This window comes from Lysobacter enzymogenes (assembly GCF_017355525.1).
In the GTDB taxonomy this organism is placed as follows: Bacteria; Pseudomonadota; Gammaproteobacteria; order Xanthomonadales; family Xanthomonadaceae; genus Lysobacter; species Lysobacter enzymogenes_C.
The window spans coordinates 3,748,192-3,774,135 of record NZ_CP067395.1 but is presented as its reverse complement, the minus strand read 5'-3'; the positions used below and the strand labels follow the sequence as shown (position 1 = coordinate 3,774,135).

The following is a 25,944-nucleotide window of genomic DNA, read 5'->3' as shown; positions in this document are numbered from 1 at the left end:
TCGCGATCGCGCCTAACCGCGCAAGCGACGCAAACGGCGCAGCGCGGTTTCGACGTCGCCGAGCAACGGTTTCGCCAGCGGCCAGTCCTGCGCGCGGGCGGCGTGTTCGAGCGCTTGCGCGGCGTCGCCGAGTTCCTGTGCGCCGATCAGTTGCGCCGCGCCCTTGAGGCGGTGGGCGTGGCGCGACAGCGCGGCGGCGTCTTGCGCGTCGCGGGCGTGGCGCAGGCCGCCGAGGTCTTCGTCGGCGGCTACGAGAAATTCGCCCAGCACCGCTTCGGCATCGCCGCCGCCGCTGTCGGCCAGCAGGGAATGCAGGACTTCGAGGTCGAGCACGCGGCCGAGGTCGCCTCCGGGCGCGAGCGCCGATTCGGGTTCGTGCGCGCTGCGTGCGTCTGCATCGGTCGCCGCCGGCAGCCAGCGCCGCAGCGCCGCGGCCAGTTTCGCCGCGGCCACCGGTTTGACCAGGCAATCGTCCATGCCCGCGGCGAAACAGGCGTCGGCCTCGTCCTTCAAGGCCGATGCGGTCAGCGCGAGGATCGGCGTGCGCCGCGGGTCGGCGTCGCCGATCCCGGCCTGCGTCTGTTCGGCGCGGATCGCCCGTGCCAATGCGTAACCGTCGAGGCCCGGCATGCGCAGGTCGGTCAGGACCAGGCCGTAGCGGCCGCTGCGCCAGCGCTGCAGGCCGGCCTCGCCGCCGTCGGCGGTTTCGCAGGCATAGCCGGCCAGGGCCAGTTGCCGCGCGATCACCAGCCGGTTGGTCGGATGGTCGTCGACCAGCAGCACCAGCCGGCCTTCGCGCGCGGCGCGTTCGGGGTCCGGCGGCGCGGCGGCGGGCAGCGCGGCGGCGTCGCCGGCCGCGTCGGCGGTTTCCGGCGCCGACGCGCGCGGCAGGCTCACGCGCAGGCGCAGGGTCGTGCCTACGCCGGGCTCGCTGTGCATGGAGATCTCGCCGCCCATCAGTTCGGCCAGCCGCCGGCAGATCGCCAGCCCCAGGCCGGTGCCGCCGTAGCGGCGCGCGGTGTCGGCGTCGGCTTGCTGGAACGGTTGGAACAGCAGGCGTTGCTGTTCGGCGTCGATGCCGATGCCGGTGTCGCTCACGCGCAGGCACAGGCGGTCGCGCGGCGCGTCGTCGCCGGCGGCGGGCGGCTGCGCGCCTTCGAATTCCAGCGCCGCCTCGATCGTGCCGCGCTCGGTGAACTTGACCGCGTTCGACAGGAAGTTGCCGAGGATCTGCCGCAGCCGCAGCGCATCGGCGCGATACGCCGGGGCCAGCCGCGGGTCGATCTCGCAGCTCAGCGCCACCGCGCGCGCGCCGGCCGCGCCGAGGAAGCCGGCGGCGGTGGCGCGCACCAGCGCGGCCAGATCCACCGGTTCCGGCGCCAGCTCCAGCCGGCCGGCTTCGATCTTCGAGAAGTCGAGAATGTCGCCGATGATCTGCAACAGCGCCTGCGAGGACTGCTGGATCACCTCCAGCGCCTGCCGCTGCTCGCCGTCCAGGCGCGAATGCGCGAGCACTTCGATCATCCCGGTCACGCCGATCATCGGCGTGCGGATCTCGTGGCTCATCGCCGCCAGGAACGAGGACTTGGCCCGGCTCGCGTCCTGCGCGCGCGCTTCGCTGGCGCGCAGTTCGCGCTCCAGCCGCTTCAGCGCGCTGAGGTCGGCGGCGATCACCAGCAGCCCCGGCGCCTCGTCGTCGCCGCCGCCGGTGGCCGACACCGCGACCAGCGCCGGCACCCAGGTGCCGTTGCGGTGGCGCAGGCGGGTTTCGCGCGGCGCGGCCTGGCCGCGCGCGAGTTCGCGCAGCGCGGTCCAGTCGGCCGCCACCGGCCGGCCCAGGCGCGTGCCCAGTTCGGTCGCCAGCGCCTGCAGGGCGCGGGTTTCGAACACCGCATGCAGCGGTTCGCGGCCGACCGCGTCGGCTTCGCGCACGCCGAGCAGGCGTTCGGCGAACGGATTGATCAGGGTGAAGCGGCCGTGCGCGTCGACCGCCATGACCGCGGTCTGGGCCGAATCCAGCAGCGAGGCCTGGAAGCGCTCGCGCCGCTCCAGTTCGGCGCGGGTGCGCTCGTTGCGGATCAGCTGGCCGGTCAGTTCGGTTTCGAAGCCGAGCACGTCGCGGCGCATGTCCAGGAAGGTCTGCATGACCGCGCCGAGCTCGCCCAGCGGCAGGTCGCCGGGGTCGGCGGTGTAGTCGTGGTCGCGCATGCGCCGCGCCAGCCAGGTCAGCTGGTCGACCCCGCGCGAGGCGTTGCGCAGCACCCGCCGGCCGACCAGCGCGGCCAGCGCCAGCGCCAGCAGCGACACCGCGATGCGCAGCAGGCTGACCCGTTCGCTGCGGGCGATGTCGGCGCGCACTACCGCGTCGGCCTGGATCAGTTCCAGGTCGGACAGGCTCTGCATGCGCTGGGTCAGCGGATCGATCGCCGGGTACAGACGGGTGTCGGCGAACCGGCCGAGCGCGCGCAGGTCGCGCCGTTGCAGGATCGTGCGCAGCTCCTGCGCGGCGGCGTCGGCGGTGCGCCGGGCCAGCGCGGCGGCGCCGAGCTGCTGCTGCTCGCGCGGCGTGTGCGGCAGCGCGTCGAGCTCGCGCCAGGCCGCGTCGATGCGGGCGCGGGCGCGGTCGACCCGGTCCACGCCTTCGTCCCAGCCGACCAGGGCGTTGCGCACCCGGAAGGTGGTGTCGACCACGTCCAGGCCGTAGGCGTCGGAAATGGTCTTGATCAGGCGCAGCCCGCGCAGCGAATCGTCCTGCAGCGATTGCAGCGCGGCGCGCGCGCGGTGCTGCTCGATCTCGTCGATCAGCAGCACGCTGGAGCCGGCGGCCAGGAACAGCGCGAACAGGCCCCAGAGCTGGCGGCGGACGCTGTAGCGGTCGAGCCAGGCGAACATCGTCGGGTCAGTGCTCGGGGCGGCGCCAGCGCGCGAGCGCGGCGCGCAGCTCGGCGCCGGGCACCGCCTCGCCGATCAGCCGGCCTTGCGCGACCGCGCAGCCGAGCTCGGCCAGCATCTGCCAGTCCTCGACCGTCTCCACGCCTTCGGCGACCGCGTCCAGGCCGAGCTTGCGCGCCAGGTCCAGGCTGGCTTCGACCACCGCGCGCTTGCGCGGCCGCTGGCTGGCGCCGGCGACGAACTCCTGATCGATCTTCAGCTCGGTGAACGGCACCTGCGAGAGTTGCGACAGCGACGACCAGCCGGTGCCGAAGTCGTCGATCGACAGGCCGAAGCCCTTGAGCCGCAGCCGCGCCAGCACCGCCAGGCCGCGCGCGGCGTCGGCCATCAGCGAGCTTTCGGTCAGCTCCAGCACCACTTCGCTCGGCGCCACCCCGGCCTCGCGCACGATCCGCTGGTAGCGGTCGGCGGCGCCGACGTCGTCGAGGGTGGACGCGGAGACGTTGACCGACAGCTTCAGGCGCAGGCCTTCGCGGTCCCAGCCGCGTTTGTGGCGGCAGGCTTGGGCGAGCATGCGTTCGGTCAGTTCGTCGAGCAGGTCCTGGGCTTCCAGCAGGGGCACGAAATGTTTGGGAAGGATCACCCGGCCGTCGTCGTGACGCCAGCGGGCGAGCGCTTCCACGCCGATGGCGCGGCCGTTGCTTAGTTCCACTTGTAACTGGAACCAGGGTTCGATTTGGCCGGTTTCGAGGGCGGTGCGGGCTTCTGCGGGGGTGACTTGCGGCGTGGTTGGGGGTTCTTCGTCGGCCTTGGTTTGGCGCAGGGACGTCAGGGCTTCTTCCAGTTTGGCTTTCGTCAGCGGCTTGGCCAGCGCGTCGAGCACGCGCAGGCCGCAGGCGCGCGCCATCGTCTGCACGGTATGCAGCAACGCCGGGTCGAGCGCGCTGACCACCAGCACGGCGCGGGCCAGGCGCTGTTGGGCGAGGCGGTCGATGAATTCGATGCCGTCCATGCCGGGCATGTCCAGGTCGACCAGGACCAGGTCGACCGGATCCGCGCCCGCGGCCTGCGGCAGTTCGCGCAACAGCCGCAGCGCGGCGGCGCCGTCGGCGGCTTCGTGCAGGGCGCTCACGCCGAGTTCGGCCAGCAGGCGCAGCGCCATGCGGCGCTGGAAGCCGTGGTCTTCGACCACCAGGACGCTGAGTGCCGACTTCGACATCCGATCCCCGGTTGCGGGCGCAGCGACGAGCCGCGCCCGGAGGCAGCGGACGGCCGAATGTAGCCGTGTAGCCGAGTCAACGGGAAGCGTGGCGACGAACGGTCTGGAGCGCCTGCGACGGGCGTCGCGGGCGCGGGGTGACGCGGGTGGCGCGGCGCGCGCGGACGGCGGCGCGCGTGCGGCCGGATGCGGCCGTCGCGGCCGACCTCCCGCGCGCTCGTTCGCTTACGGCCAGGCCGGCGGATTGGCCGCCCAGGCCTTTTGCACTTCGGCCAGGGTCGCGCGGTCGGCGTCGCGCCAGCCCGGCAGCAGTTCGGCGTAGCGCGAGGCGTCGCGCCACTGGTCCGGCTCGGTGCGCACCGCGGCGGCGTACCACTGCAGCGCTTCGTCCTTGCGGCCGAGCGTCCACAACACCACCGCATAGGTCGGCGGCATCCAGCCGGCGCTGATGTTGCGCGCGCTGTGCAGGGTGGCGAACACCTTCAGCGCCTCTTCCGGGGCGCCGGCGTGGTACAGGTCCCAGCCGTAGCTCCAGTTGATCGAGCGCCAGAAGCTGCTGCCGCTGTCGATCTCGCGCAGGGCGCGGGCGTACAGCTGGCGGCCCAGGTCGTTGCGCCCGGCCTCCATCGCCAGATGCGCCAGCTGGGCGGCTTCGGTCGGCGCGTGCGCCTTGCGTTCCAGGATCTTGGCCAGGCGGTCCATCGCCGCCTCGCCGGTTTCGCGCACCGCGATGACCGGCTTGGCGGTCTGCGCGTCGGCGTCGAAGTAGAACTCGTTGGGCTTGGGCAGGCTTTGCGCAGCGGCCGCGCCGGAAGCCAGGGCCGCGGCGAGCGCCGAGGCCAACAGCAGATTGCGGATGAGCATGTACGTGAGTCCCCCCTTTGGGCCGCACATGCTACCGCCCAAAGCACGGATTCATGAACATCGCCACATATTTTTGTTTCCGAAATGCGGCCGAACGCATGCCCGCATGCGCTGTAAATGCAGTAACGCCACCTCGGACACGTCCCAGGCGCCGGTCTGCGGGACGGCGGGGGGCGTCGGTCGGCCGCCCCCTCGCCGTACCGCTCAGGGCGCGGTCCGCAGGCTGACCCGGTCGAGCGCCCACAGCGGATCGTGGCGGCCGCTGGCGAACACGAAGCACAGATCGTGCGTGCCCGACAGCTTCGGCAGCGGCGCCTCCAGCACGGTCAGGCCGTCGCTGGCCAGGGCCGGCTTCAGCGCCAGGCGCGCGATCGGCGCGCTCTTGCAGTCGTTCAGGCGCACTTCCAGCGCCGCATCCGGCTCGGCCTTGCGGGTCACGATCTTGTCGGTGTCGTGCCAGAGCTGGAAGTTGTACGGCACCTGCCCGACCGTGGCGCGCAGCGTGGCCACGCCGTCGAGCTTCGCGGCGGGGTAGATCCAGCACGGGTCGATCAGGTTCACGGTCAGCGCGGCGCGCGTACCGTTGTCGCCGAGGCTGCCGTCGCGCGCCGCGTCGTCCTCCAGGCGCAGGTTGTAGCCCTCGCGGCAGGCCTTGAGCCGGGCGCTGCCGCGCTCGCTGAGGTCGGCGGCGGTCTGCGCGCGATAGCGGCCCGGCGCCGACAGCGCGTGGCCGTCGAAGAAGGTCGTGGCGACCACGTCCAGCGGCAGCGGCGCCTGCACCGGCTGCGTATACACCGGCGAGGACGCGTCGGGTTCGCCGCCGTCGGTGCGGTAGCGGATTTCGCCGAAGCCGGTCTGGCTGCTCAGCGTCACCCGCGCGCCGGCGGCGTCGGGCTCGGCCCGCACGTCGACCGCGTAGGCGGCGTCGCTGTACGGGGTCTTGAGCGCCTGGTAGCGCGCCAGCTGCGGCACCAGCCGGCGCTGGAAGTCGTTCCAGTCGCGGCCCTGCGCCGGCGACCACACCACCTCGGCCAGCGCGTCCAGGCGCGGATGCAGCGCCAGCTGCACCAGTTCGAAGGTGCGCTTGTGCTCGACCCACAGATTGCCCTGCGCGCCGATCACCCGCTGCGCCTGCTGCGCGTCCATGCCGGGCGGGGTCATCTGGAAATCGTAGAACGCGCGCAGCGTGCTGACCGGGAAGCGGCCGCTGGGTTCGTCGTCGCGTTCGCTCTGGGCGTAGTCCAGGTACAGCTTGCGGTCGGGCGCGAGGATCACGTCATGGCCTTTGCGCGCGGCCTCCAGCGCGCCGGCGTCGCCGCGCCAGGACATCACCGTGGCGCTGGCCGGCAGCGCGCCGCCTTCCAGGATCTCGTCCCAGCCGACCAGGGTGCGGCCGTGTTTCTCCAAGTGCTGGCCGATGCGGCCGACGAACCAGCTCTGCAGCGCGGCTTCGTCCTTCAGCCCCAGCGACTTGATCTTGGCCTGCACCCGCGGCGAGGCCTGCCACTGGTCCTTGGCCGCCTCGTCGCCGCCGATGTGGATGTACTTGGACGGGAACAGCGCGACCACTTCGTCGAGGATGTCGGTCAGGACCGCGAACGTCTGATCCTCGGGGTTGAACAGATAGGTGTGCACGCCCCAATCCGACGACACCTTCGGCGCCTGCTTGAGCACGTCGCCGACGCCGAGTTGCGGATAAGCCGCGATCGCGGCCTGGGCATGGCCGGGCATTTCGATTTCCGGCACCACGTTGATGTGGCGCGCGGCGGCGTAGGCGACCACGTCGCGGATCTGTTCCTGGGTGTAGTAACCGCAGTACGGCACCGGCTGGCCGCGCGCGTCGCGGCCGTTGGCGCCGGCGCGCACGCGGCAGCCGCCGACTTCGGCCAGGCGCGGGTATTTCTTGATCTCCACGCGCCAGCCCTGGTCGTCGGTGAGGTGCCAGTGGAAGGTGTTGAGCTTCAGCGAAGCCATCTGGTCGAGCACCGCCTTGACCTCGTCGACGCTGCGGAAATGGCGCGCGACATCGAGCATCAGCCCGCGCCAGCGGTAGGCCGGCGCGTCTTCGATGCGCTGCGCGGCGATCACCGTGGCGCCCTGGCCGCCGTCGGCGGTGGCCAGCTGCCACAGGCTGACCGCGCCGTAGAACAGGCCGGCCTCGCTGCGCGCGCTGATCTTGGCGCCGTCCCGGCCGATGTCGAGCACGTAGGCTTCCTCGCCGATCGGCAGCTTCGGGTCCAGCGCCAGCTCGACCGCGCCCTTGGTCTCGCCGCTGTTGTCCTGCAGCTTCGGCGCGAAGCCGCGCAGCGCCTGCACGCGCTGGGCGAAGAACTCGCCGACGCGGCGCGCGCCGGGCTGGTCGGCCGCGACCGTCACCACGGTCTGCGGGCCGAACGCGAACGCGCCCTGGCCCGGCACGAACTTGGCCGGGCGCGGCAGGACCGCGCTGGGATGGGCGACGCGCGGCGCCGCGGCGGGTTGCACGGCGGCCGGCGCGGCGACGGGTTCGGCCGTGGCCTTGCGTTCGCATGCGGTCAGCGCGGCGACCAGCGCGCAGGCCAAGCCGGCGTGGACGAAAGCGGTACGGACGGGCGGGGCGACGCGGTGGCGGGTCTTCATCGTGGACGGACTCCGGAGCGGGGCGTTCGGCCGCTCACCATGCCGCAGGCGCGGCGGCCGGGGGTTGTTTGTTTGTGCGTCCGCGCGGTCGGCCGCATGCGCGGCGGACTCGGCGGCGCGGAAAAAAGACAAGCCCGGCATTCGCATGCCGGGCTTGTCGGGTCGAGCGATCGATCGCCTTGCCGGCCGATCAGAACTTGAAGCGGAACGACGCCATGAAACGGCGCCCGGTGTGGAAGCTCTGGGCGACCAGTTCTTCGCGGCCGAGGTACTGCTTGTACTCCGAGTCGAGCAGGTTCATGCCCTCCAGCGCGACCGTCAGGCGGTCGTCGATGTTCCAGGCCACGCTCGCGCCGAGCTCGGCGTAGTCGTCCACGCTCGCCGGCGGCGCGCCGGCCACGTAGCCGCCGGCCAGGTAATCGCTGCGCCAGTTGTAGCTGATGCGGGCGGAGAACGGGCCGCGCTCGTAGTACGGGCTGATCGCCACCGCATCGCGCGACTGGTACGGCAGGTCGGTGCCGTTGGCGCCTTCGCCGTCGGCGTAGGTGTAGTTCGCGGTCAGGCCGAAACCGGTGTCGCCGAACGGCTGCTGGTAGCTGACGGTGAAGCCCTTGACCTTGCCTTTGCCGGCGTTGAGCGGACGGATGATGCTGTAGTTGCAGAAGCCGTCGGTGGTGCAGCCGTTGGTGCCGACGATGCGCGACTGGTAGAACGCCGGCGCGGTGGTCGCGTTGGAGTTGAACTGGCGCTCGATGCGGCCTTCGCTGGTGATGTAGTTGTCGATGTCCTTGTAGAACACCGACGCCGCCAGCACCGACTGCTCGGCGAAGTACCACTCGGCCGACAGGCTGTAGTTGGTCGACTCGTACGCGTCGAGGTTGGAGCTGCCGCCGCTGCCGGTGAAGGTGCTGTCGTTGAGGAAGGTGTTGCCGACCAGCTGGTTGTACGGCGCCCAGGCCACGACCTTGGCCGCGCCGAAGCGCAGCAGCACGTCGTTGCCGGTGTCGTAGACCACGTTCAACGACGGCAGCACGAAGTCTTCCTTCTTCGAGCTGCGCACGCGCTTGGAGTCGAGGTCGGTCAGGCTCGGGGTGCCGCCGTAGGCGAAGCCCTCGCCGTCGGTCTTGGACTCGACGTAGCGCACGCCGACGTTGCCGCGCCAGCCGCCGCTGGCGAAGTCGGCCTGGACGTAGGCCGCGGTGTTGGTCTGCTCGATGCTGAAGGTGTTGTTGAGGAAGCTGGCCGGATCCGGAGTCAGCGCGCCGCGGTAGCGGTTGACGTAGTCGATCACGTTCTGGCGGCCGACCTGGACGTGGCGGCCCGAACCGGGATTGAGGTCGCGCAGGCTGACCGGGTTGATCGTGCCGACGGTGACCAGGTCGGCGACCGGCAGGCCGACGTAGACGTTCTGGCGGTAGTCTTCCTCGTGCTTGCCGCGACGCGCGCCGAAGCTGAGGTTGTTGAGCACGCTGTCGAAGCGGATGTTGAAATCGACCTGGCCGTAGGTGTCCTTGGTCTCGGTGTCGATGACGCCGTAGTTGCCCATGAAGCCGTCGCCGGCCCAGTTGGCCGGGTTGCTGGCCGCCGCCGGGTTGTCGAAGGTCAGGCCGCGCTTGAGGTCGAAGCTGTAGCCGCCGGTGTAGACCGGTTCGATGAACCACTGCTCCAGGGTGTTCTCCGACTTGCTGTGGCCGACCTGGCCCGACACGCCCCAGGTGTCGGTCTGGTACTTGCCGGTCAGGTCGATGCCCTTGGTCTCGGGCTCGGAGGCGCGCACGTTGTTGTCGTAGAACACCGGGTTGGCGTTGCTGTGGCCGCCGGTGGCGACGCCGCCGCTGGTGCTCAGACGGTCCACCGCGCCCGGACGCTGGGTCAGGAAGTTGTAGAACGACTGGTTGTAGTTGTCGAAGCTCTCGCGGATGAACAAGCCGCTGAGGTTGAACTCCAGCTCGTCGCTCGGCTTGAACTGCAGGTTGAGGTTCGCGCTGTTGCGTTCGCGGGTCTGCTGGAACCAGGCGGCGTTGACGAAGTTGGGCACGTCGATGTTGGCCGCCGCGCCGGTCTGGTTCGGGAAGGCGCTGGCCTTCTGGTAGCCGAACACTTCCACGCCCTGACGGTCGACGGTCTCTTCGTAGTGCTGCGCGGCGATGTTGAAGCCGAAGTTCGCGTCGGCGTTCTTCCAGCTGTACATCACCGAGCCGCTGGGACGGGTGTCGCCGCCCTGGTCGTTGTAGTTGAAGCTCAGCGAGCCGGCGATGGAGTTGGCGTCCAGGTCCAGCGGCTTGCGCGTGTGCATCAGCACGGTGCCGCCGAGGCTGCCTTCGGTCAGGCGCGCTTCGGAGGACTTGATGACTTCCAGACGGCCGAGGATTTCCGGCGCCAGCAGGGTGTAGTCGAAGCCGCGGTTGGGCTGCTCGCCGTACAGCCAGATCGACTGCGCCACCGGGTGGCCGTCGAGGAAGCTGAGGTTGAGGCTGGGGTCGGTGCCGTCGATGCTGACGCGCTCGCCCTGGCCGAAGCGGCGGTCCAGGACCACGCCGGGAATCTGCGACATGGCTTCGGCGACGTTGGTGTTGGCGAACTTGCCGATGTCCTCGGCGGTGATCGCCTCCGACACGGTCACGTTGGCCCGCTTGGTGTCGAGCGACTTCTCCAGGCTGGCGCGGATGCCGGTGACCACGACCGCGTCGAGGTCCTTGGCCTGGGCCGCGGCGGCCGGTGCGTCCTGCGCCATCGCTACGCCCGTGGCCATGCTCAGAGCCATGACGATACTGGCGGACAAAAGGGTCTTGCGCGCTTTCATTACTGTTCCTCCCTCGGGCGGTGATGGCTCGGCGATCGTCCGTTGCCGGTTCGTCGCGGAGTCCGGTTGTCTTGTGTGCGTGCGGTGCTGCGGCAGCCCGGTCGCGTTGCGGCCGTCTGCGTGTTCCCGGTGCTGCCTGTGCTGCCAGCGCGGAGCGCTGGGTGTTGCCGCCTTCGATGCGAGGCCGCGAGCGTGCCTTCGGCCTTGCGCCTGGTGCGTGTGCTGCCTGCGCCGCGCGGCGCCTGCGCGCCGCGCGACGGAATTCGGGATTACGTGACGCTGCGGGCCGCGGCGTCGCGGCTGTGTTCCAGGTACCAGCTGGCCGCGCCGATCACGCCCAGGCGCTCGTTCTCGATGAGCCGCACCGGCACGCTCTCGAGCACCGGGCGCATCACGCCCTTGTCGAGCATGCGCGCGTGGAAACGGCTGTCGGGCACGAAGTCCTTGAGCTGCGGCAGGATGCCGCCGGCGATGAACACCGACTTGGCGCCGCTGATGACCACCAGGTCGCCGATCACGCTGCCGAGCAGGGCGCAGAAGGTCAGCACCGCCTCGCGCGCGATCGCGTCGCCGCGGCGCGCGGCCTCGGTGATCGCCGCCGGCGCGCGCAGCGCCGGCTCGACCGCGGACAGCGTGCACAGCGAGTCGTACAGGTTCACCAGCCCGGGGCCGGAGACGAAATGTTCGGTCTTGACGTAGTCGTGGCCGCGCTGCTGCACCAGCCGCAGCATCTCGACTTCGCGCGCGTTGCCCGGCGCGAACGCGGTGTGGCCGGCTTCGGTCGGCAGCACCACGGTGCCGCGGCCGTTGGGAATGCGGATCGCCGCGCCCAGGCCGGTGCCGGGGCCGATCACCAGCACCGGGCCCGGCGCGGCGTCGCGCACGCCCGGCGTCAGCAGGGTCGAGTCTTCCGGCGCCATGCACTGGGCGGCGTTGGCGTTGGCCTGGAAATCGTTGATGAACAACACTTCGCGCAGGCCCAGCTCGCGGCGCAGTTCCGACAGCGAGATCGGCCACGGCAGGTTGGAATTGACCACGCGGTCTTCCAGCACCACGCCGGCGCAGGCGATGACCACGCGCTCCACGCCGATGCCGTTGCCGGCGATGAATTCGGCCAGGATCGGCGCCAGGCTCGGGTAGTCGGCGCACACGTACTTGCGGTGGGCGAGCACGGCGACGGTGTCGCCGCCCTGGCCGGGGCGCACCAGCCCGACCCGGGTGTGGGTCCCGCCGACGTCGGCGGCGATGAAGGTACCGGCGTCGGCCGGCGCGGCCGTGCTCGGCCGCGGCGCCGCACTCATGCGCGCACCCGCGTCCGCGCGGCGCGCCCGTTCAGGCGCCACGCGCGGCGCCCGCTCTGCGGCTGCGATTGTCCGGTTTCCCACGACCCGTCCCACTGCATGCGCCCTCCACGGCTGCCTTTGAGCGTTCCCCTTGGCGGCGCCGAGACTGCACCCGCTTTGACAACGTTGTCAACAAGACTCCGCAAAACCGTCATCGCCGGGCGCAAACCGTGTCGGTTGCCGCGCTTTTCTTGATGCGGCGCAACATCGCCACGCGCGCCGGAGATCACGTTCTGGCGCGGGTTTCAGCCGATTCGGGCGGTCCCGGTTGGCAGGACGCGGGCAGTTGTGACAACGTTGGGCCAACGCTTGTCGTGCCGGTCAACCGGAGCAAGGCGCACGCGGCGGGCGTCTCCCGCCTGCCCTGGGAGGGGATGTCTCATGTCGGTTGCAAACGCCAGCGCTCCGCCGCGCTATCTCATGTCGATCGCGATCGTCGGCGCGCTGTTCTTCGTGTTCGGCTTCGTCACCTGGCTCAACGGCCCGCTGATCGGCTTCGCCCAGCTCGCCTTCGAGCTCGACGAAGTCGGCGCGTTCCTGGTGCCGATGGCGTTCTATCTGTCGTACTTCTTCCTGGCCCTGCCGGCCTCGTCGATCCTGCGCTTCACCGGGATGAAGCGCGGCATGGCCCTGGGCCTGATGGTGATGGCGATCGGCGCGGCGGTGTTCGGCGAGTTCACCACCCAGCGCTGGTACCCCGGCGCGCTCGGCGGTCTGTTCGTGATCGGCGCCGGCCTGGCGGTGCTGCAGACCGCGGTCAATCCCTACATCAGCATCCTCGGCCCGATCGAGGGCGCGGCCCGGCGCATCGCGGTGATGGGCATCTGCAACAAGATCGCCGGCATCCTCGCGCCGATCGTGCTCGGCACCCTGGTGCTGCACGGCATGGGCGACTTGGCCGAACAGGTCAAGGGCGCCGATCCGGCCACCAAGCAGCAGCTGCTCAACGAGTTCGCCACCAACATCCACGGCCCGTACCTGCTGATGGCCGGCGTGCTCGCGCTGCTCGCGGTCGGCGTGCTGTTCTCGCCGCTGCCGGAACTGCGCGCCGCAGAGGTCAACAAGGGCGGCGCCGCGGGCGGCGACGACGGCCGCAGCCTGTTCGGCTATCCGCACCTGTGGCTCGGCGCGCTGTGCATCTTCGTCTACGTCGGCGTGGAAGTGATGGCCGGCGACGCCATCGGCACCTACGGCCACAGCTTCGGCCTGCCGCTGGACAAGACCAAGTTCTTCACCTCGTTCACCCTTGGCGGGATGCTGGCCGGCTACATCGTCGGCCTGATCGTGATTCCGCGCTTCATCTCGCAGGAGCGCTACCTGTCGTGGTCGGCGGTGCTCGGCGTGCTGCTGAGCATCGGCGCGTTCGCGACCCAAGGCTACGTCTCGGTGCTGTTCGTCGCCGCGCTCGGCTTCGCCAACGCGATGATGTGGCCGGCGATCTTCCCGCTCGGCATCCGCGGCCTCGGCCGCCACACCGAAACCGGCTCGGCGATCATGGTCATGGGCATCGCCGGCGGCGCGGTGGTGCCGCAGCTGTACGCGGTGCTGAAGCAGCACTTCGATTTCCAGGCGGTGTTCCTGGCGCTGATGGTGCCGTGCTACCTGTACATCCTGTTCTTCGCCAAGGTCGGGCATAAGCTCGGCCTGCGCGAGCGCAGCGGCGCCGGCGCGGCGCCGGCGGTCGAGGCCAACTGAACCGCCGGGCCCCGCGCAGGCGGGGTCCGCCGGGCTGGAGCCCTTCTGGGAGGCCTTGCCGCCGCGAGGCCCCGCTGCCGCTCGTCCCGCCAGCCGGCGCCCGGCGTTTGAAGCGCCGGCGCCGATCCGGTGAAAATTTCACCGCCGCCGCGTCCGGCCTCGCCGGACGTGGCGTTCCGCCATTTGACCCTGGCCGCTGCGGCGGCGCTTCGGTATCGTGCACGCAATGAATGCGCCGCCTCCCCACGCCGGCGCGGTCGCGCCCACCGGCGCGTCGGCCGCGCGCGCGCTGCGTTACCTGATCCGTACGCCCTTGCTGCTGTGGCACGTGTTCGTCCACCTGCCGCTGGTCCTGCTGCTGATCACCCTGCCCACCGCCCGCATCCCCTGGGGCGAGGAAACCCTGGAACACCGCGTGATCCGGGCCTGGTCGGCCGGGTTGATGCGGATCTTCGGCTTCCGCCTGCGCCGGGTCGGCACGCCGCTGGCCGGGGCGACCTTGTTCGTCGCCAACCACGTCAGCTGGGTCGACATCGAGATCCTGCACAGCCAGCGCATGATGGGCTTCGTCGCCAAGCGCGAAATCGCCGGCTGGCCGGTGGTCGGCTGGCTGGCCGCGCGCGGCCACACCATCTTCCATTCGCGCGGCAGCACCGAATCGCTCGGCGGGGTGCTGCACGAAATGCTCTCGCGCCTGCGCGCGGGCCGTTCGGTCGGCGTGTTCCCCGAAGGCGGCACCCGCGGCGGCCGCGAGATCGGCCCGTTCCACGCGCGCATCTTCATGGCCGCGGTCGAAGCCGGCGTGCCGGTGCAGCCGGTGGCGCTGCGCTACGGCGAGCGCGGCGACGCCCAGCAGGTGGTCGCGTTCCAGGACCGCGAAAGCTTCTTCGCCAACTTCCTGCGCCTGCTCGGCGAGCCCGGGCGGCTGGCCGAAGTGCATTTCCTCGCGCCGATCGGCCCCGGCGAGGCCGACGGCCGCCGCCGCATCGCCGATCTGGCGCGGCAGCGCATCGTCGAGGCGATGGCGGGCTGAGGCGGCGATGCTGACCGCATCCGACTACGCGCCGCCGCGCTGGCTGCGCAACGCTCACATCCAGTCGGTGCTGGGCTCCAGCCCGCTGCGCCGGCGCAACGCCGAGCGGCGCCTGGCCCAGGCCGGCGCGCGCAGCGAACTGCATCTGCTGGAAACCGCCGGCGGCGTGCGCCTGCAAGGCCTGCACAGCGCGGTGCCCGGCACCACGCCGCGCGGCCTGGTGCTGCTGCTGCACGGCTGGGAAGGCAGCGCCGAATCCAACTACATGCGCCTGACCGCGGCGCGCCTGCTCGGCCGCGGCTTCGAAGTGTTCCGGCTCAACTTCCGCGACCACGGCGACACCCACCACCTCAACGAAGGCCTGTTCCACTCCAACCGCCTGGAGGAAGTGGTGCAGGCCGCGCAGGTCGTGGCCGAGCGCTTCCCGCTGCGGCCGCTGTCGGTGGCCGGCTATTCGCTCGGCGGCAATTTCGCCCTGCGCCTGGCGCTGCGCGCGTCCGAGATCGGCCTGCCGCTGGCGCACGCCGCGGCGGTGTGCCCGGTGCTGGATCCGGCGCGCACGATGGAGCAGATGGAAACCGGGCTGCCGATGTACCTGTGGTACTTCGAGCGCAAATGGCGCGGCTCGCTGGCGCGCAAGCGCGAACTGTTTCCGGCCGTGCACGATTTCGACGACCGCACCCTCGGCCTGCGCATGCGCCCGCTGACCCAGTGGATGGTCGAGCGCCACACCGACTTCGGCACCCTGGACCGCTATTTCGACGGCTATTCCATCGCCGGCGAACGCATGGCGCGGCTGCAGGTGCCGGCCAGCATCCTGATGGCCGCCGACGACCCGGTGATTCCGCTGGCCGGCTTCCGCGAGCTGCGCCTGCCGCCGCATTCGCGCCTGGAAGTGGCGCCGTGGGGCGGCCATTGCGGCTTCCTCGAGAACGCCCAGCTCGACGGCTTCGCCGAACGCTGGATCGCCGACCGCATGGACGCGCTGGCGGCCGGCTGAGCGCTGCCGCGCCGATCGGCCATCGCCGGGCCGCGCCCGGCCGGCGTCCGCGCCGCCGCCGTGCGCCGGTACCGCTGCGCGTTCGCCCGGCAGCGCCCGCTCCCGCTGCGCGCCCGCCCGAAGCCGCCGAACCGGGCAAAAAGCGCAAAACCGCGCACACCCCTACAATCCCCCCTCTTATCCAGCGCGAAGCACGTCACATGTACGAACCCATCCTCGACGCCCTGCGCCGCGGCGACACGGCTCAGGCGCTCGCCAGCGCCGAGCAGCTCGTCGGCGAGCAGCCCAACGACGCCAGCGCCCACCGCCTGCACGCCGCCGCGCTGCGCCTGGACGGCCAGGGCGAGGCCGCCGTGGCCGCGCTCGACCGCGCCATCGGCCTGACGCCCGAGGACGCGCAGCTGCACCTGGAGCGCGCCGGCGCGCTGCTCGACGGGCGCCAGCTCGACCAGGCCCAGGCCTCGCTGGCGCAAGCCATCGGCCTGGACCCGAACACCTTCCCCGCCTACATCATCAAGGCCCAGCTGGCGGTGCTGCACGGCGACCTCGACGAAGCCGAGCGGCTCGCCCGCACCGCCGCGCGCATCGCCCCGGACCATCCGCGCGTGGCCGCGGTGGTCGGCATGCTGGCGCTGCGCCGCGGCGATCCCGACCGCGCCCTGGCGGTGCTGAGCCAGGCCGGCTCGGTCGCGCCGGACGACCCGCAGGTGCTGCACGCGCTGGGTTTCGCGTACCTCGCCAAGGACCACCTCGCCTTCGCCGAGCAGTGCTTCCAGCGCCTGTCCGAGCTCAATCCCGACCAGCCGACCCTGCCGCTGCTGCTGGCCGAACTGCTGCGCCGCCAGTCGCGCTTCGTCGACGCCGCCGACCGCCTGGCGCCGCTGGCCGAACGCGACGGCGCCGACTTCGGCGTGCGCCGCTGGGCCGGCGAAGTCGAACTCGACGCCGGCCGCAACGACCGCGCCCTGCGTTTCCTGCGCAGCGCCTTCGCCGAGCATCCGGCCGACCTGCGCACGCTCGACGCGACGATGGAAGCCTGGCGCCGCAACGACGCCTTCGACGAAGCGGTGCAGTCGCTGGAAACCGCGCTCGCCGCGCAGCCGCAGACGCCGCAGCTGTGGCGCGCGCGGGTCGCGCTGGAACCGTTCGCGTCGGAGTCGGCGCTGGCGGTGATCGCGCGCTGGCGCGAAGCCATGCCGGAAAATCTCGGCGCGCTGGAAGCGCGCGCCGCCGTGCACGACCACCTCGGCGAAACCGATCAGGCCGTGGCCCTGGCCGAACGCATCGCCGAACTCAGCCCGGGCGACGCCCAGGCCGAGATGCGCATCGTCCAGGCGCTGGTCGAACGCGATCCCGAGGCCGCCGCCGAGCGCATCGAGCGGCTGATCGGGATGGCCCCGGATCCGAACGTCAAGCGCGAGCTGCGGCAGATGCTCGGCCGCACCCTCGACGTCGCCGGCCAGCCCGAAGCCGCCGCCGCGACCTGGGCCGAGCTGCACGCCGAAGTCACCGAGCAGCGCCTGCCGCTGAACCCGATCAGCGCGCGCACCGGCCAGGAATGGCCGGCGCTGGCGAAGGCGCCGGAAGGCAGCCGCGGCATCCTGCTGCTGTGGGGCGCGCCGGGTTCGCAGATCGAACGCATCGGCCAGGTGCTCGGCCTGGCCGGCGCGCCGCTGCTGTTCGACCGCTTCGGCCCGCAGCCGCCGAGCGACCCGATGCAGCGCTACGGCACGGTCGACGAATTGCTGTCCGGCAGCCTGGATCCGGCGTTCCTGGTCAAGCTCTACCGCGCCGCGCTGTCCGCGCGCGGCGTCGGCGAGGCGCCGGTGTACGACTGGCTGCTGTGGTGGGACAACGCGCTGCTGCGCGCGCTGCGTCCGTACCTGCCCGAAGCCTTCCTGCTGATGGCGGTGCGCGACCCGCGCGACATGCTGCTGGACTGGCTGGCGTTCGGCAGCCCGACCCCGTACCGCCTGAGCTCGCCGGAAGAAGGCGCGCGCTGGCTGGCGCGCAGCCTGGAGCAGGTCGCCGACCTGCACGAAGGCAACCTGTTCCCGCACCGTTTGGTCAAGCTCGACGAAGTCGGCGAACACCCGGCGCAGATCGCCCAGGTGCTGGCCGACACGCTGCGGGTGAACCTGCAGCTGCCGAAGGAGATCGACATCAGCGACCGCCTGCCGAACGGCCGCTGGCGCGATTACGCCGGCCCGCTCGGCGAGGCCTTCGCGGTGCTCGGCCCGGTCGCGCGCCGGCTCGGTTACCCCGAGCGCTGAGCGCGCGCGCCGCGCCGCCGCCGCCGATGCGGCGGCGGTCGCGGTCGTCGTCATGCGCGGGTGCGATCATGGGCGCCCGCGCCGCCGCGCCCGCCGCGGCGCGCGCGTGCGTCGAGCCAGCCGCGTCGAACAAAACACCCGAACCATCCGCGTCCGCCGGCGCGCTCCGAAAATCCGCTTCGAACCATCCGCGTCCCCAAGCCGGCGTGCGCACGCCGGCTTCGAACCAGGAGTCCGTCATGCAGATCCGCAGCAACAGTTTCCAGCACCGCCAACGCCTGGACGCCGAATTCGCCGCCGGCCAGGCCACGGCCGACGGTTTCGGCTTCGCCGCCAACCGCAATCCGCACCTGGCCTGGGACGACGTGCCGGAAGGAACGCGTTCGTTCGTGCTGATCTGCATCGACCCGGACGTGCCGACGGTGGCCGAGATGGTCGGCCGCGACGACGTGCAGATTCCCGAACATCAGGTGCGCGGCGATTTCATCCATTGGGTCGTGGCCGATGTTCCCGCCGATGTGCGCGAGATCGCGGCCGGCAGCTGCAGCGACGGCGTGGTCGCGCACGGCAAGCGCGATCCGGCCGGCCCGAGCGGCGCGCGCCAGGGCCTCAACGACTACACCGGCTGGTTCGCGTCCGATCCGGATCTGGCCGGCGACTGGTACGGCTACGACGGCGCGTTCCCGCCGCCGAACGATCTGCGTCTGCATCGCTATTTCTTCCGCATCTTCGCCCTCGACGTCGAGCGCCTGCCGCTGGACGCACGTTTCACCGCGGCCGATGCGCTCAATGCGATGCAGGGGCATGTGTTGGGGCAGGCGTCGATCTATGCGACGTATTCGCTCAACCCGGAGGTCAAGGGGTGAGTACGCGGGTGGCCTTGGTCAGCGGCGCCAGCCGCGGCATCGGCGCGGCGATCGCGCGCGAGCTGTCGGCCGGCGGGCTCAGCGTGGTGCTGGTCGCGCGCTCGGGCGCCGCGCTCGACGCGTTGGCCGCGCAACTGCCGGGCCCGGCGCTGGCATTGGCGGCCGACTTGTCCGAACCCGAGGCCGCCGCGCGCGCGGTCGCCGCGGCGCACGAACGCTTCGGCGGCCTCGACGTGCTGGTCAACAACGCCGGCGCGACCCCGCGCGGCGATTTCCTCGGCTTTTCCGACGCCGACTGGAGCTCCGGCTTCGGCCTGAAATTCTTCGGCGCGGTGCGGCTGTGCCGCGCTGCGTGGCCGGCGCTGGCCGAACGCGGCGGCGCGATCGTCAACATCGCCGGCATCGGCGGGCGCACCGGCAGCGCCGAGTTCGCGATCGGCGGCGCGGTCAACGCCGCGCTGTTGAACCTGACCAAGGCCCTGGCCGACCGCGGCGTGCGCGACGGCGTGCGGGTCAACGCGGTCAATCCCAGTTCGATCGCCACCGAACGCACCCAGACCCGCATCGACGCGATCGCGCGCGAACGCGGCCTCGACGCCGCCGCGGCCGCGGCCGAACTGGCGCGCACGCTCGGCGTGGCGCGTTTCGGCGCGCCGGAAGAAATCGCCCGCGTGGTCGCCTTCCTCGTCTCCGACGCCGCCAGCTACATGCAGGGCGCCATCGTCGACGTCGACGGCGGCCAGACCCGCACGCTGTAAACCGCGCCACGATCCGAAACGAACGACGCCATGAACCTTCCCGACGATTCCCGCCAGCGCGATCCCCAGCAGCGCGACCCCCAGCAGCGCGACCCCCACGAGCGGCCGCAGTCCGAACTGCGCGCCGAGCGCGCCGCCGAACTGGTGGTCGCCAGCCGCGCCCAGCGCCTGATCAACCTGCTGATCGACAGCGCGGTGTGCAGCGCGGTGGTGCTCGGCGGGCTCAGCGTGTATTCCGCGTTCGACCCCGACGTGCTCAAGCTGCTGCGGCCCGCGCCGGACGCGCCGTGGAACCCGACCATGTCGCTGACCATGCTGCTGGTGCAGTTCGCCTATTACGTCCCGATGGAAGGCATCTTCGGCGTCACCCTCGGCAAGCTGGTCACCAGCACCCGCGTGGTCGACGTACAGGGCCGGCCGCCGAGCTGGGCCCAGGTGCTCGGACGCACCGCCGCGCGGCAGATTCCGTTCGAACCGTTCACGATCTTCTTCAGCGGCGCGCGCGTGGCGGCGTGGCACGACCGCTTGCCGAAGACGCTGGTGGTGCGCGCGGCGGCCAAGCGCTGAAGCGCGGCGCACAGATTCGCCTGCGTCGACCTTCGCAGCCGAGCCGATAACGAACGGGCCCGGCCGCCTTGCGGCGACCGGGCCCGCAGCAAGCGAGGCGGCGCGGCTTACTTCGACTTCGGCGCCGGCACCGATTCGCTTTCGATCACCATGTCCTGCACGTACGCCACCGACGACGCGTCGGCCGGCGGGTTCTTGATGTCGAACTTCTTGACCCGCACCACGTTGCGGATGCCGGCTTCGTGGGTGTAGCCCTCGATGTTCTGGTACAGGAAATGCCATTCGTCGCTGGGCTTGAGCGCGACGCCGTTGTCGTCGTACTTGCGCTCGCGCACCCACAGGCACTGGTAGTTCGGGATCAGCGGGTGCGAGCACTTGCGCAGCTGCGAATCCACTTCCAGGAACATCGTCGTGCCGGCGCTGCCGTAGCGGGTTTCCGCGGTCGGCTCGCCGCTGAGGACGAGCTTGGCGCCGCCGGCGGTGGTCAGCAGCAGGCGCGGCTGCGGCGCGTCGCCTTCGATCGCGAAGCGCGCGCTGCCCTTGAGCTGTTCGCTGATCGCGCTGTCCATCTGCATCAGGCGCTGGTCTTCGCAGGCCATCAGGGTGGTGCGGAACGCGCCGATGTCGATGCGGTCGCCGGCGAGCTTGAAGCCCGCGCCGACGTGGTTGCAGCCGCCGGACACGCCGAGGTTGTCGCCGCTGAAGCTCAGCTTGAGGCCGTACTTGCCTTCGCGCTGCAACAGCGCGATTGGCTTGCCGGCGGCGTCGGTCGCGGTGTCGAGGTTCCAGGTGTAGCCGCGCAGGTCGACCGACGAAGCCAGCGCCGGATCGCTCTTGACCGCGGCCGGTGCGGCGCCGGTGTCGGGCTGGGCGCCGCTTTGCGACTGCGCGTCGGGCTTGGCGTCGGCGGTCTTGCCGGCATTGGTCGAAGGCGCGGCGCAGGCGGCGAGCAGGACGCTGGACAGCGCGGCGGCGAGAAGCAGGGGGCGTTGGATTTTCATGGGGCGCAATGATCCGGGGTGAGTCGCGAAAAACAGATGAACGCAGGCCCGCGCCGCATGGGGTTTTGCGCGTTCAGGCGCGGGTCGGGCTCACGGCTGCGCGTCGTGTTGCGCCGTCGCGCTGACCGTATTGCCATGGACTTCGACCTTCGGGATCTGATCGAAGTCGGTGACCATGTCGACCACGTAGACGCCGAGCGAGCACGCTTGTCCGGTCAGGCTCGGATAGTGGCGCGTGTCCAGCAACTGGCGTCGCTGCGGGTCGGAACGGCGCCCGTCGAAGGCGTGCTTCGGCAGCAGGAACCAGTCCGACGCCGGTTGCGGCATGTACTTCACCCAGCGCAGCTTGCGCACCGACAGGCAACTCGGCGTCGGCGCCGCCAGCGCTGCGCAGCCGACCGCGCAGGCGCGCAGTCCGGGTTCGGCTTCCAGGCTGACCTGCTCGGCCTTGGCGCCGTACGCCGCGTCCTGCGTCTGCAGGATGAAGCGAGTGCCGTCGGCGCCGGTCAGGTACAGGCGCTGGGTCGCGCCGCTGCCTTCCAGCCAGTAGTCGAACGGCGGCCGCAGGTGCGCGGACAGCAGGTCGTCGATCGCGCGCGGGCGCTCGTGCGCGGTGCCGGCGAGGGTCATCGCGAAGCCGTCGCTGTCGCCATGAGCGGGTACGATGCGCGCGCCGTCGATGCGGTACTCCATCGAATGCGTGTTGCCGCCGCGGAACATCATGCTGCGGTCGCTGAAGCGCAGTTCGATCTGGCTGATCGCATCGGCCTGCAGCAGCGGCAAGGCGTTGCCGTCGGCGCGCGTGGCCAGTTGCACCTGCCATGGGTATTCGGTCAGGTCGGCGATGCCGGCCTTGCGCCGCGGCAACGAGGTCAGGGTCGGGTCGGACGAGGCATCGGCGCCGTAGCCGCCCGGCCTGGCGGCGTACGCCAGCGCCAGGCCGGCGCAAAAGGCGAGCGCGACGACGATCGCGGCGACGCGCGGGAATTTCATGCCGGTGCCCATGACGATCTCCGTATCGGGGCGCACAGCGTGAAGCAGTCCGGTGCGCGGCGTCGATACCGATGTGCGATAGCGGTCGCGCTATCGAGATTCGTCACCGGCGCGCGCAGGCTTGCGCACAGGCGTTTCCTCGCGTGCGGCGCTCAGTCGCCCTTGGGCTTGGCGAACTTCTGCGCCAGCGCGCGCTGCGCCTGGGCGAGGTCGAGCCCGGGCGCAGCGTCCGCGGATTGGTCCGCCGCCGCGCCGGCATCGGCGATCACCGCATCGAGGTGTTCGAGCAATTGCGTCGGCGCGACCACCGCGCATTGCATCGCCAGGTCCGGAAACGTGCCGACGCCGACGCCGGCCTCGTCCATCGCCGCGGCGGCGCGCTCGCGCCAGGCGGCCAGTTCGCGCGGCGCCGGCGCGTAGCCGGCGAGGTTCGGCGACTGCGTGCGCGCCTGCGCCAGCGCGGCGTGCGCGGTCGCGGCCGAAGGCCAGGCCGGCAGCAGTTCCTGGCCGTCGCCGTCGAACAGGGTCAGCAGGTACTCGCCCGACTCGGCGACCCAGAAGCGGCCGCTGTCGGCGACCGCGGCGAGGAACGAGGCGTAGCGCTCGGCGGCCGACAGCGCCTGGTCTTCGAGCAGTTCCTGCTCGAACTGCGCGGCGTTGGCGTTGGGTGCTTGCGGATCGGACATGACGGTTTCCTCAGCTGCCCGCCGGCATCAGCAGCAACAGCGCGATGCCGAACACGAAGCGGTAGATCGCGAACGCGGTGAAACGATGGCTCTGGATGTAGCGCAGCAGCCATTTGACCGCGATGAAGGCGGTCACCGCCGACGCGACGAAGGCCACCGCCAGCGCGCCCCAGTCTTCCTGCGCCGCGGCCGGGGTGCCGATCACACCCATCAGCTCGTAGCCGCTGGCGGCGAACATGGTCGGGATGCCGACCAGGAACGCGAACTCGGTCGCCGCCGCGCGCGAGGTGGTGCCGGCGAGCAGGGCGACGAAGATCGTCGCGGCCGAACGCGAGGTGCCCGGGAACACGCCGGCCACGACCTGGGCGATGCCGACCAGGGTCGCGACCGTCCAGGTGATCTCGCTGCGCTCGCCGAGCGCGGCGGCGCGTTTGGCGGCGAAATGCTCGGCCGCGATCATCCACACGCCGCCGAGCACCAGCGCCCAGGCGATCGGGGTGACGTGGTCGGGCAGGGTGAAGCCGGCTTTCTTGACGATCAGGCCGAGCACCGAGGTCACGCCGAAGGCGACGCCGAGCTTGAGCAGGTAGTCGAGGTTGTCGCGCTGGGTGAAGCCGACGGCCAGGCCCCACAGGCGCTGCCAGTAGATGACCACCACCGCCAGGATCGCGCCGGCCTGGATCGAGATGTTGAACAGGTCCGAGCGCGCGCCGAGCCAGTGCTGGGCGATCAGCAGGTGGCCGGTGCTGGAGATCGGGAGGAATTCGGTGATGCCTTCGATGATGCCGAGGAGGAGGGCGGCTAGCAGGTCGGTCATTGGGGGCGGGGATTGGGGATTCGGGATTCGGGATTGGCGGAGGCGGGATTCGCGGCGGATTTGCCCGGGCCGCGCGATCGGGGGCTCGCGGCAGCGGGTCAGGATAGCGGAAGCGGCAATTTCCAAGTTGGTGCGAAACCTGGATTGCTTGCCCCAATTTGGTGCTTTATCTGAAAGGGCTTAGCTGGTCGCCTTTTAAAATCATTAGCTTACGTTAAGTCGAAAGCTGGCACGCCGTTTGCTTGAATCTAACCAGGTCGCAAGGCCCCCGCTTTGCCAATCCCGAATCCCAAATCCCCAATCCCCAATCCCGGATCCCAGCACATGTCCCTCGAACACATCGAAAAGCTCATCAAGGACCACAAGGTCGAATTCGTCGATCTGCGCTTCACCGACATGCGCGGCGTGCAGCATCACGTGACCTTTCCCAAGTCGATCGTCGAGCCGGCCCTGTTCGAGGACGGCAAGATGTTCGACGGTTCCTCGATCAGCGGCTGGAAGGGCATCAACGAGTCGGACATGATCCTGCTGCCCGACGCGTCGACCGCGTTCCTGGATCCGTTCACCGCCGATCCGACCGTGGTGCTGACCTGCGACATCCTCGACCCGGCCACCATGCAGGCCTACTCGCGCGACCCGCGCGGCGTGGCCAAGCGCGCCGAGGCCTACCTCAAGTCTAGCGGCGTCGCCGACCAGGCCTTCTTCGGCCCCGAGCCCGAGTTCTTCATCTTCGACTCGGTGCGCTACGCCAACGACATGGGCCACACCTTCTTCCACATCGATTCGGAAGAAGCCGCGTGGAACTCGGGCAAGGAATACGAAGGCGGCAACAGCGGCTACCGTCCGGGCGTGAAGGGCGGCTACTTCCCGGTCGCGCCGCTCGACTCGCTGCACGACATCCGCGCCGAGATGTGCAAGACGCTGGAACAGGTCGGCATCGAAGTCGAAGTGCACCACCACGAAGTGGCCAACGCCGGCCAGTGCGAGATCGGCACCAAGTTCAACTCGCTGGTCGCCAAGGCCGACGAGCTGCTGACGATGAAGTACATCATCAAGAACGTCGCCCACCGCAACGGCAAGACCGCGACCTTCATGCCCAAGCCGATCGTCGGCGACAACGGCAGCGGCATGCACGTGCACCAGTCCTTCGCCAAGGGCGGCGTCAACCTGTTCTCCGGCGACGGCTACGGCGGCCTGTCGCAGCTGGCGCTGTGGTACATCGGCGGCGTGTTCAAGCACGCGCGCGCGATCAACGCCTTCACCAACTCGGGCACCAACAGCTACAAGCGCCTGGTGCCGGGCTTCGAAGCGCCGGTGATGCTGGCCTATTCGGCGCGCAACCGCTCGGCGAGCTGCCGCATTCCGTACGTGGCCAACCCGAAGGCGCGCCGCATCGAAATGCGCTTCCCCGACCCGATCCAGTCGGGCTACCTGACCTTCGCCGCGCTGATGATGGCCGGCCTGGACGGCATCAAGAACCAGATCGACCCGGGTGCGCCGAGCGACAAGGACCTGTACGACCTGCCGCCGGAGGAGGAGAAGGGCATCCCGACCGTGTGCCACTCGCTCGACCAGGCCCTGGAAGCGCTGGACAAGGACCGCGACTTCCTCAAGGCCGGCGGCGTGTTCACCGACGACTTCATCGACGGCTACATCGCGCTGAAGATGCAGGAAGTGACCAAGTTCCGCGCTGCGACGCACCCGCTGGAATACCAGATGTACTACGCCGTCTGACGGCGCCGCAGCGCGGCCGCGCACTGCGGCCGCGCTGAGTTCGAAACGATCGTGTCCCCCAGGGCGGCGGCCTCGCGCCGGCGCCCGCGGCCCCTGCTTTGCCTGTCGAAACGAAGGAACAGCGACTGATGCACATCCGCGAAGGCCAGCTCGACCGTCCCGAAGTGATCGCGCTGCTGCGCGAACACCTGCAGGGCATGGCCGAACTGTCGCCGCCGGAAAGCATCCACGCGCTCGGCCTCGATGCGCTCAAGCACCCGCAGATCAGTTTCTGGAGCGCCTGGGACGGCGAGGAACTGCTCGGTTGCGGCGCGCTCAAGCGGCTCGACGCGGAGCACGGCGAGATCAAATCGATGCGCACCGCCGACGCGCACCGACGGCGCGGGGTGGCCGCGGCGATGCTCGAGCACATCCTCGCCGAAGCGGCGCGCCGGCAGTACCGGCGGTTGAGCCTGGAAACCGGCTCGATGGATGGATTCGGGCCGGCGCGCAGCTTGTACGCGCGTTACGGCTTCGGTTACTGCGGGCCCTTCGCCGATTACCGCGACGATCCCAACAGCGTGTTCATGAGCAAGACCTTGTAACCCGCACGGCCCGGAGCGAACGCTTCGGGCCGTGTTCGTTTGGGCGGCTTTCGATTTCCCTTCCAACCAGGAGAACGCGCACGACGGGCCACGTCCGCCGCGGGGCGGCTTGTTTCCGAAAAACGGCGAGAACGACGACGAAGCGTTCCGCCGCATCCCGCACCACCGCTTCCTTCGCGAAGCAATGACCGGGGAGG

At 70.6% G+C, this 25,944-nt stretch carries 19 protein-coding genes; 9 read left to right on the top strand and 10 right to left on the bottom strand.

What is annotated here, in order from left to right; translation table 11 throughout:
• Positions 1–12 precede the first annotated feature (12 nt).
• From JHW38_RS15855 to JHW38_RS15830, 6 genes are all read right to left on the bottom strand, one after another.
• Positions 13–2,892, bottom strand: coding sequence for an ATP-binding protein (locus JHW38_RS15855; protein WP_207522299.1), 2,880 nt, complete (start codon positions 2,890–2,892; stop codon positions 13–15).
• 7 nt (positions 2,893–2,899) lie between these two features.
• Positions 2,900–4,111 (bottom strand): EAL domain-containing response regulator, encoded by a 1,212-nt coding sequence (locus JHW38_RS15850; protein ID WP_207522298.1) that lies wholly within the window; start codon positions 4,109–4,111, stop codon positions 2,900–2,902.
• 225 nt (positions 4,112–4,336) lie between these two features.
• The gene (locus JHW38_RS15845; protein WP_207522297.1) at positions 4,337–4,975 is read right to left on the bottom strand and encodes a tetratricopeptide repeat protein; all 639 of its coding nucleotides are present in this window, start codon (positions 4,973–4,975) and stop codon (positions 4,337–4,339) included.
• A 204-nt stretch (positions 4,976–5,179) separates the two neighbouring features.
• A complete protein-coding gene (locus JHW38_RS15840; protein ID WP_207522296.1) occupies positions 5,180–7,594 on the bottom strand; it encodes a family 20 glycosylhydrolase in 2,415 nt (804 codons plus the stop codon).
• 190 nt (positions 7,595–7,784) lie between these two features.
• Entirely contained in the window at positions 7,785–10,397 is a 2,613-nt protein-coding gene (locus JHW38_RS15835) for a TonB-dependent receptor (RefSeq protein ID WP_207522295.1), read from the bottom strand.
• A 269-nt stretch (positions 10,398–10,666) separates the two neighbouring features.
• On the bottom strand, positions 10,667–11,698 hold the full coding sequence (locus tag JHW38_RS15830; RefSeq protein WP_207522294.1) for a glucokinase: 1,032 nt from the start codon (positions 11,696–11,698) through the stop codon (positions 10,667–10,669).
• A 423-nt stretch (positions 11,699–12,121) separates the two neighbouring features.
• Here JHW38_RS15830 and JHW38_RS15825 point away from each other — a divergent pair, with 423 nt between their 5' ends.
• The 7 genes from JHW38_RS15825 (at position 12,122) to JHW38_RS15795 (ending at position 19,932) form a co-directional block, all read left to right on the top strand.
• On the top strand, positions 12,122–13,435 hold the full coding sequence (locus JHW38_RS15825; RefSeq protein WP_207522293.1) for a sugar MFS transporter: 1,314 nt from the start codon (positions 12,122–12,124) through the stop codon (positions 13,433–13,435).
• Between the two features lie 226 nt (positions 13,436–13,661).
• Positions 13,662–14,468, top strand: a complete 807-nt coding sequence (locus JHW38_RS15820) for a lysophospholipid acyltransferase family protein (protein WP_207522292.1) — start codon at positions 13,662–13,664, stop codon at positions 14,466–14,468.
• A gap of 10 nt (positions 14,469–14,478) precedes the next feature.
• Entirely contained in the window at positions 14,479–15,468 is a 990-nt protein-coding gene (locus JHW38_RS15815; RefSeq protein WP_207526394.1) for a YheT family hydrolase, read from the top strand.
• A 200-nt stretch (positions 15,469–15,668) separates the two neighbouring features.
• Positions 15,669–17,741, top strand: a complete 2,073-nt coding sequence (locus tag JHW38_RS15810) for a tetratricopeptide repeat protein (protein ID WP_207522291.1) — start codon at positions 15,669–15,671, stop codon at positions 17,739–17,741.
• Between the two features lie 239 nt (positions 17,742–17,980).
• Positions 17,981–18,607, top strand: a complete 627-nt coding sequence (locus JHW38_RS15805) for a YbhB/YbcL family Raf kinase inhibitor-like protein (RefSeq protein ID WP_207522290.1) — start codon at positions 17,981–17,983, stop codon at positions 18,605–18,607.
• Entirely contained in the window at positions 18,604–19,365 is a 762-nt protein-coding gene (locus JHW38_RS15800) for an SDR family oxidoreductase (RefSeq protein WP_207522289.1), read from the top strand. The genes JHW38_RS15805 and JHW38_RS15800 overlap by 4 nt, the downstream gene beginning before the upstream one ends.
• A 30-nt stretch (positions 19,366–19,395) precedes the next feature.
• Entirely contained in the window at positions 19,396–19,932 is a 537-nt protein-coding gene (locus tag JHW38_RS15795; protein WP_207522288.1) for an RDD family protein, read from the top strand.
• 107 nt (positions 19,933–20,039) lie between these two features.
• On the opposite strand, the gene JHW38_RS15790 is transcribed toward JHW38_RS15795, so the two are convergent.
• From JHW38_RS15790 to JHW38_RS15775, 4 genes are all read right to left on the bottom strand, one after another.
• A complete protein-coding gene (locus tag JHW38_RS15790) occupies positions 20,040–20,933 on the bottom strand; it encodes an META and DUF4377 domain-containing protein (protein ID WP_207522287.1) in 894 nt (297 codons plus the stop codon).
• Between the two features lie 90 nt (positions 20,934–21,023).
• Positions 21,024–21,938, bottom strand: a complete 915-nt coding sequence (locus tag JHW38_RS15785; RefSeq protein WP_207522286.1) for a hypothetical protein — start codon at positions 21,936–21,938, stop codon at positions 21,024–21,026.
• A gap of 140 nt (positions 21,939–22,078) precedes the next feature.
• Positions 22,079–22,612: a DUF2750 domain-containing protein gene (locus tag JHW38_RS15780; RefSeq protein ID WP_207522285.1), complete on the bottom strand. Its 534-nt coding sequence runs from the start codon at positions 22,610–22,612 to the stop codon at positions 22,079–22,081.
• Positions 22,613–22,622: 10 nt separating this feature from the next.
• The gene (locus JHW38_RS15775) at positions 22,623–23,429 is read right to left on the bottom strand and encodes an undecaprenyl-diphosphate phosphatase (RefSeq protein WP_207522284.1); all 807 of its coding nucleotides are present in this window, start codon (positions 23,427–23,429) and stop codon (positions 22,623–22,625) included.
• Between the two features lie 324 nt (positions 23,430–23,753).
• Between JHW38_RS15775 and glnA the strand changes: the two genes are divergently transcribed.
• Entirely contained in the window at positions 23,754–25,163 is a 1,410-nt protein-coding gene (gene glnA / locus JHW38_RS15770) for a type I glutamate--ammonia ligase (RefSeq protein WP_207522283.1), read from the top strand.
• Between the two features lie 128 nt (positions 25,164–25,291).
• Entirely contained in the window at positions 25,292–25,747 is a 456-nt protein-coding gene (locus JHW38_RS15765; protein WP_207522282.1) for a GNAT family N-acetyltransferase, read from the top strand.
• Positions 25,748–25,944 lie beyond the last annotated feature (197 nt).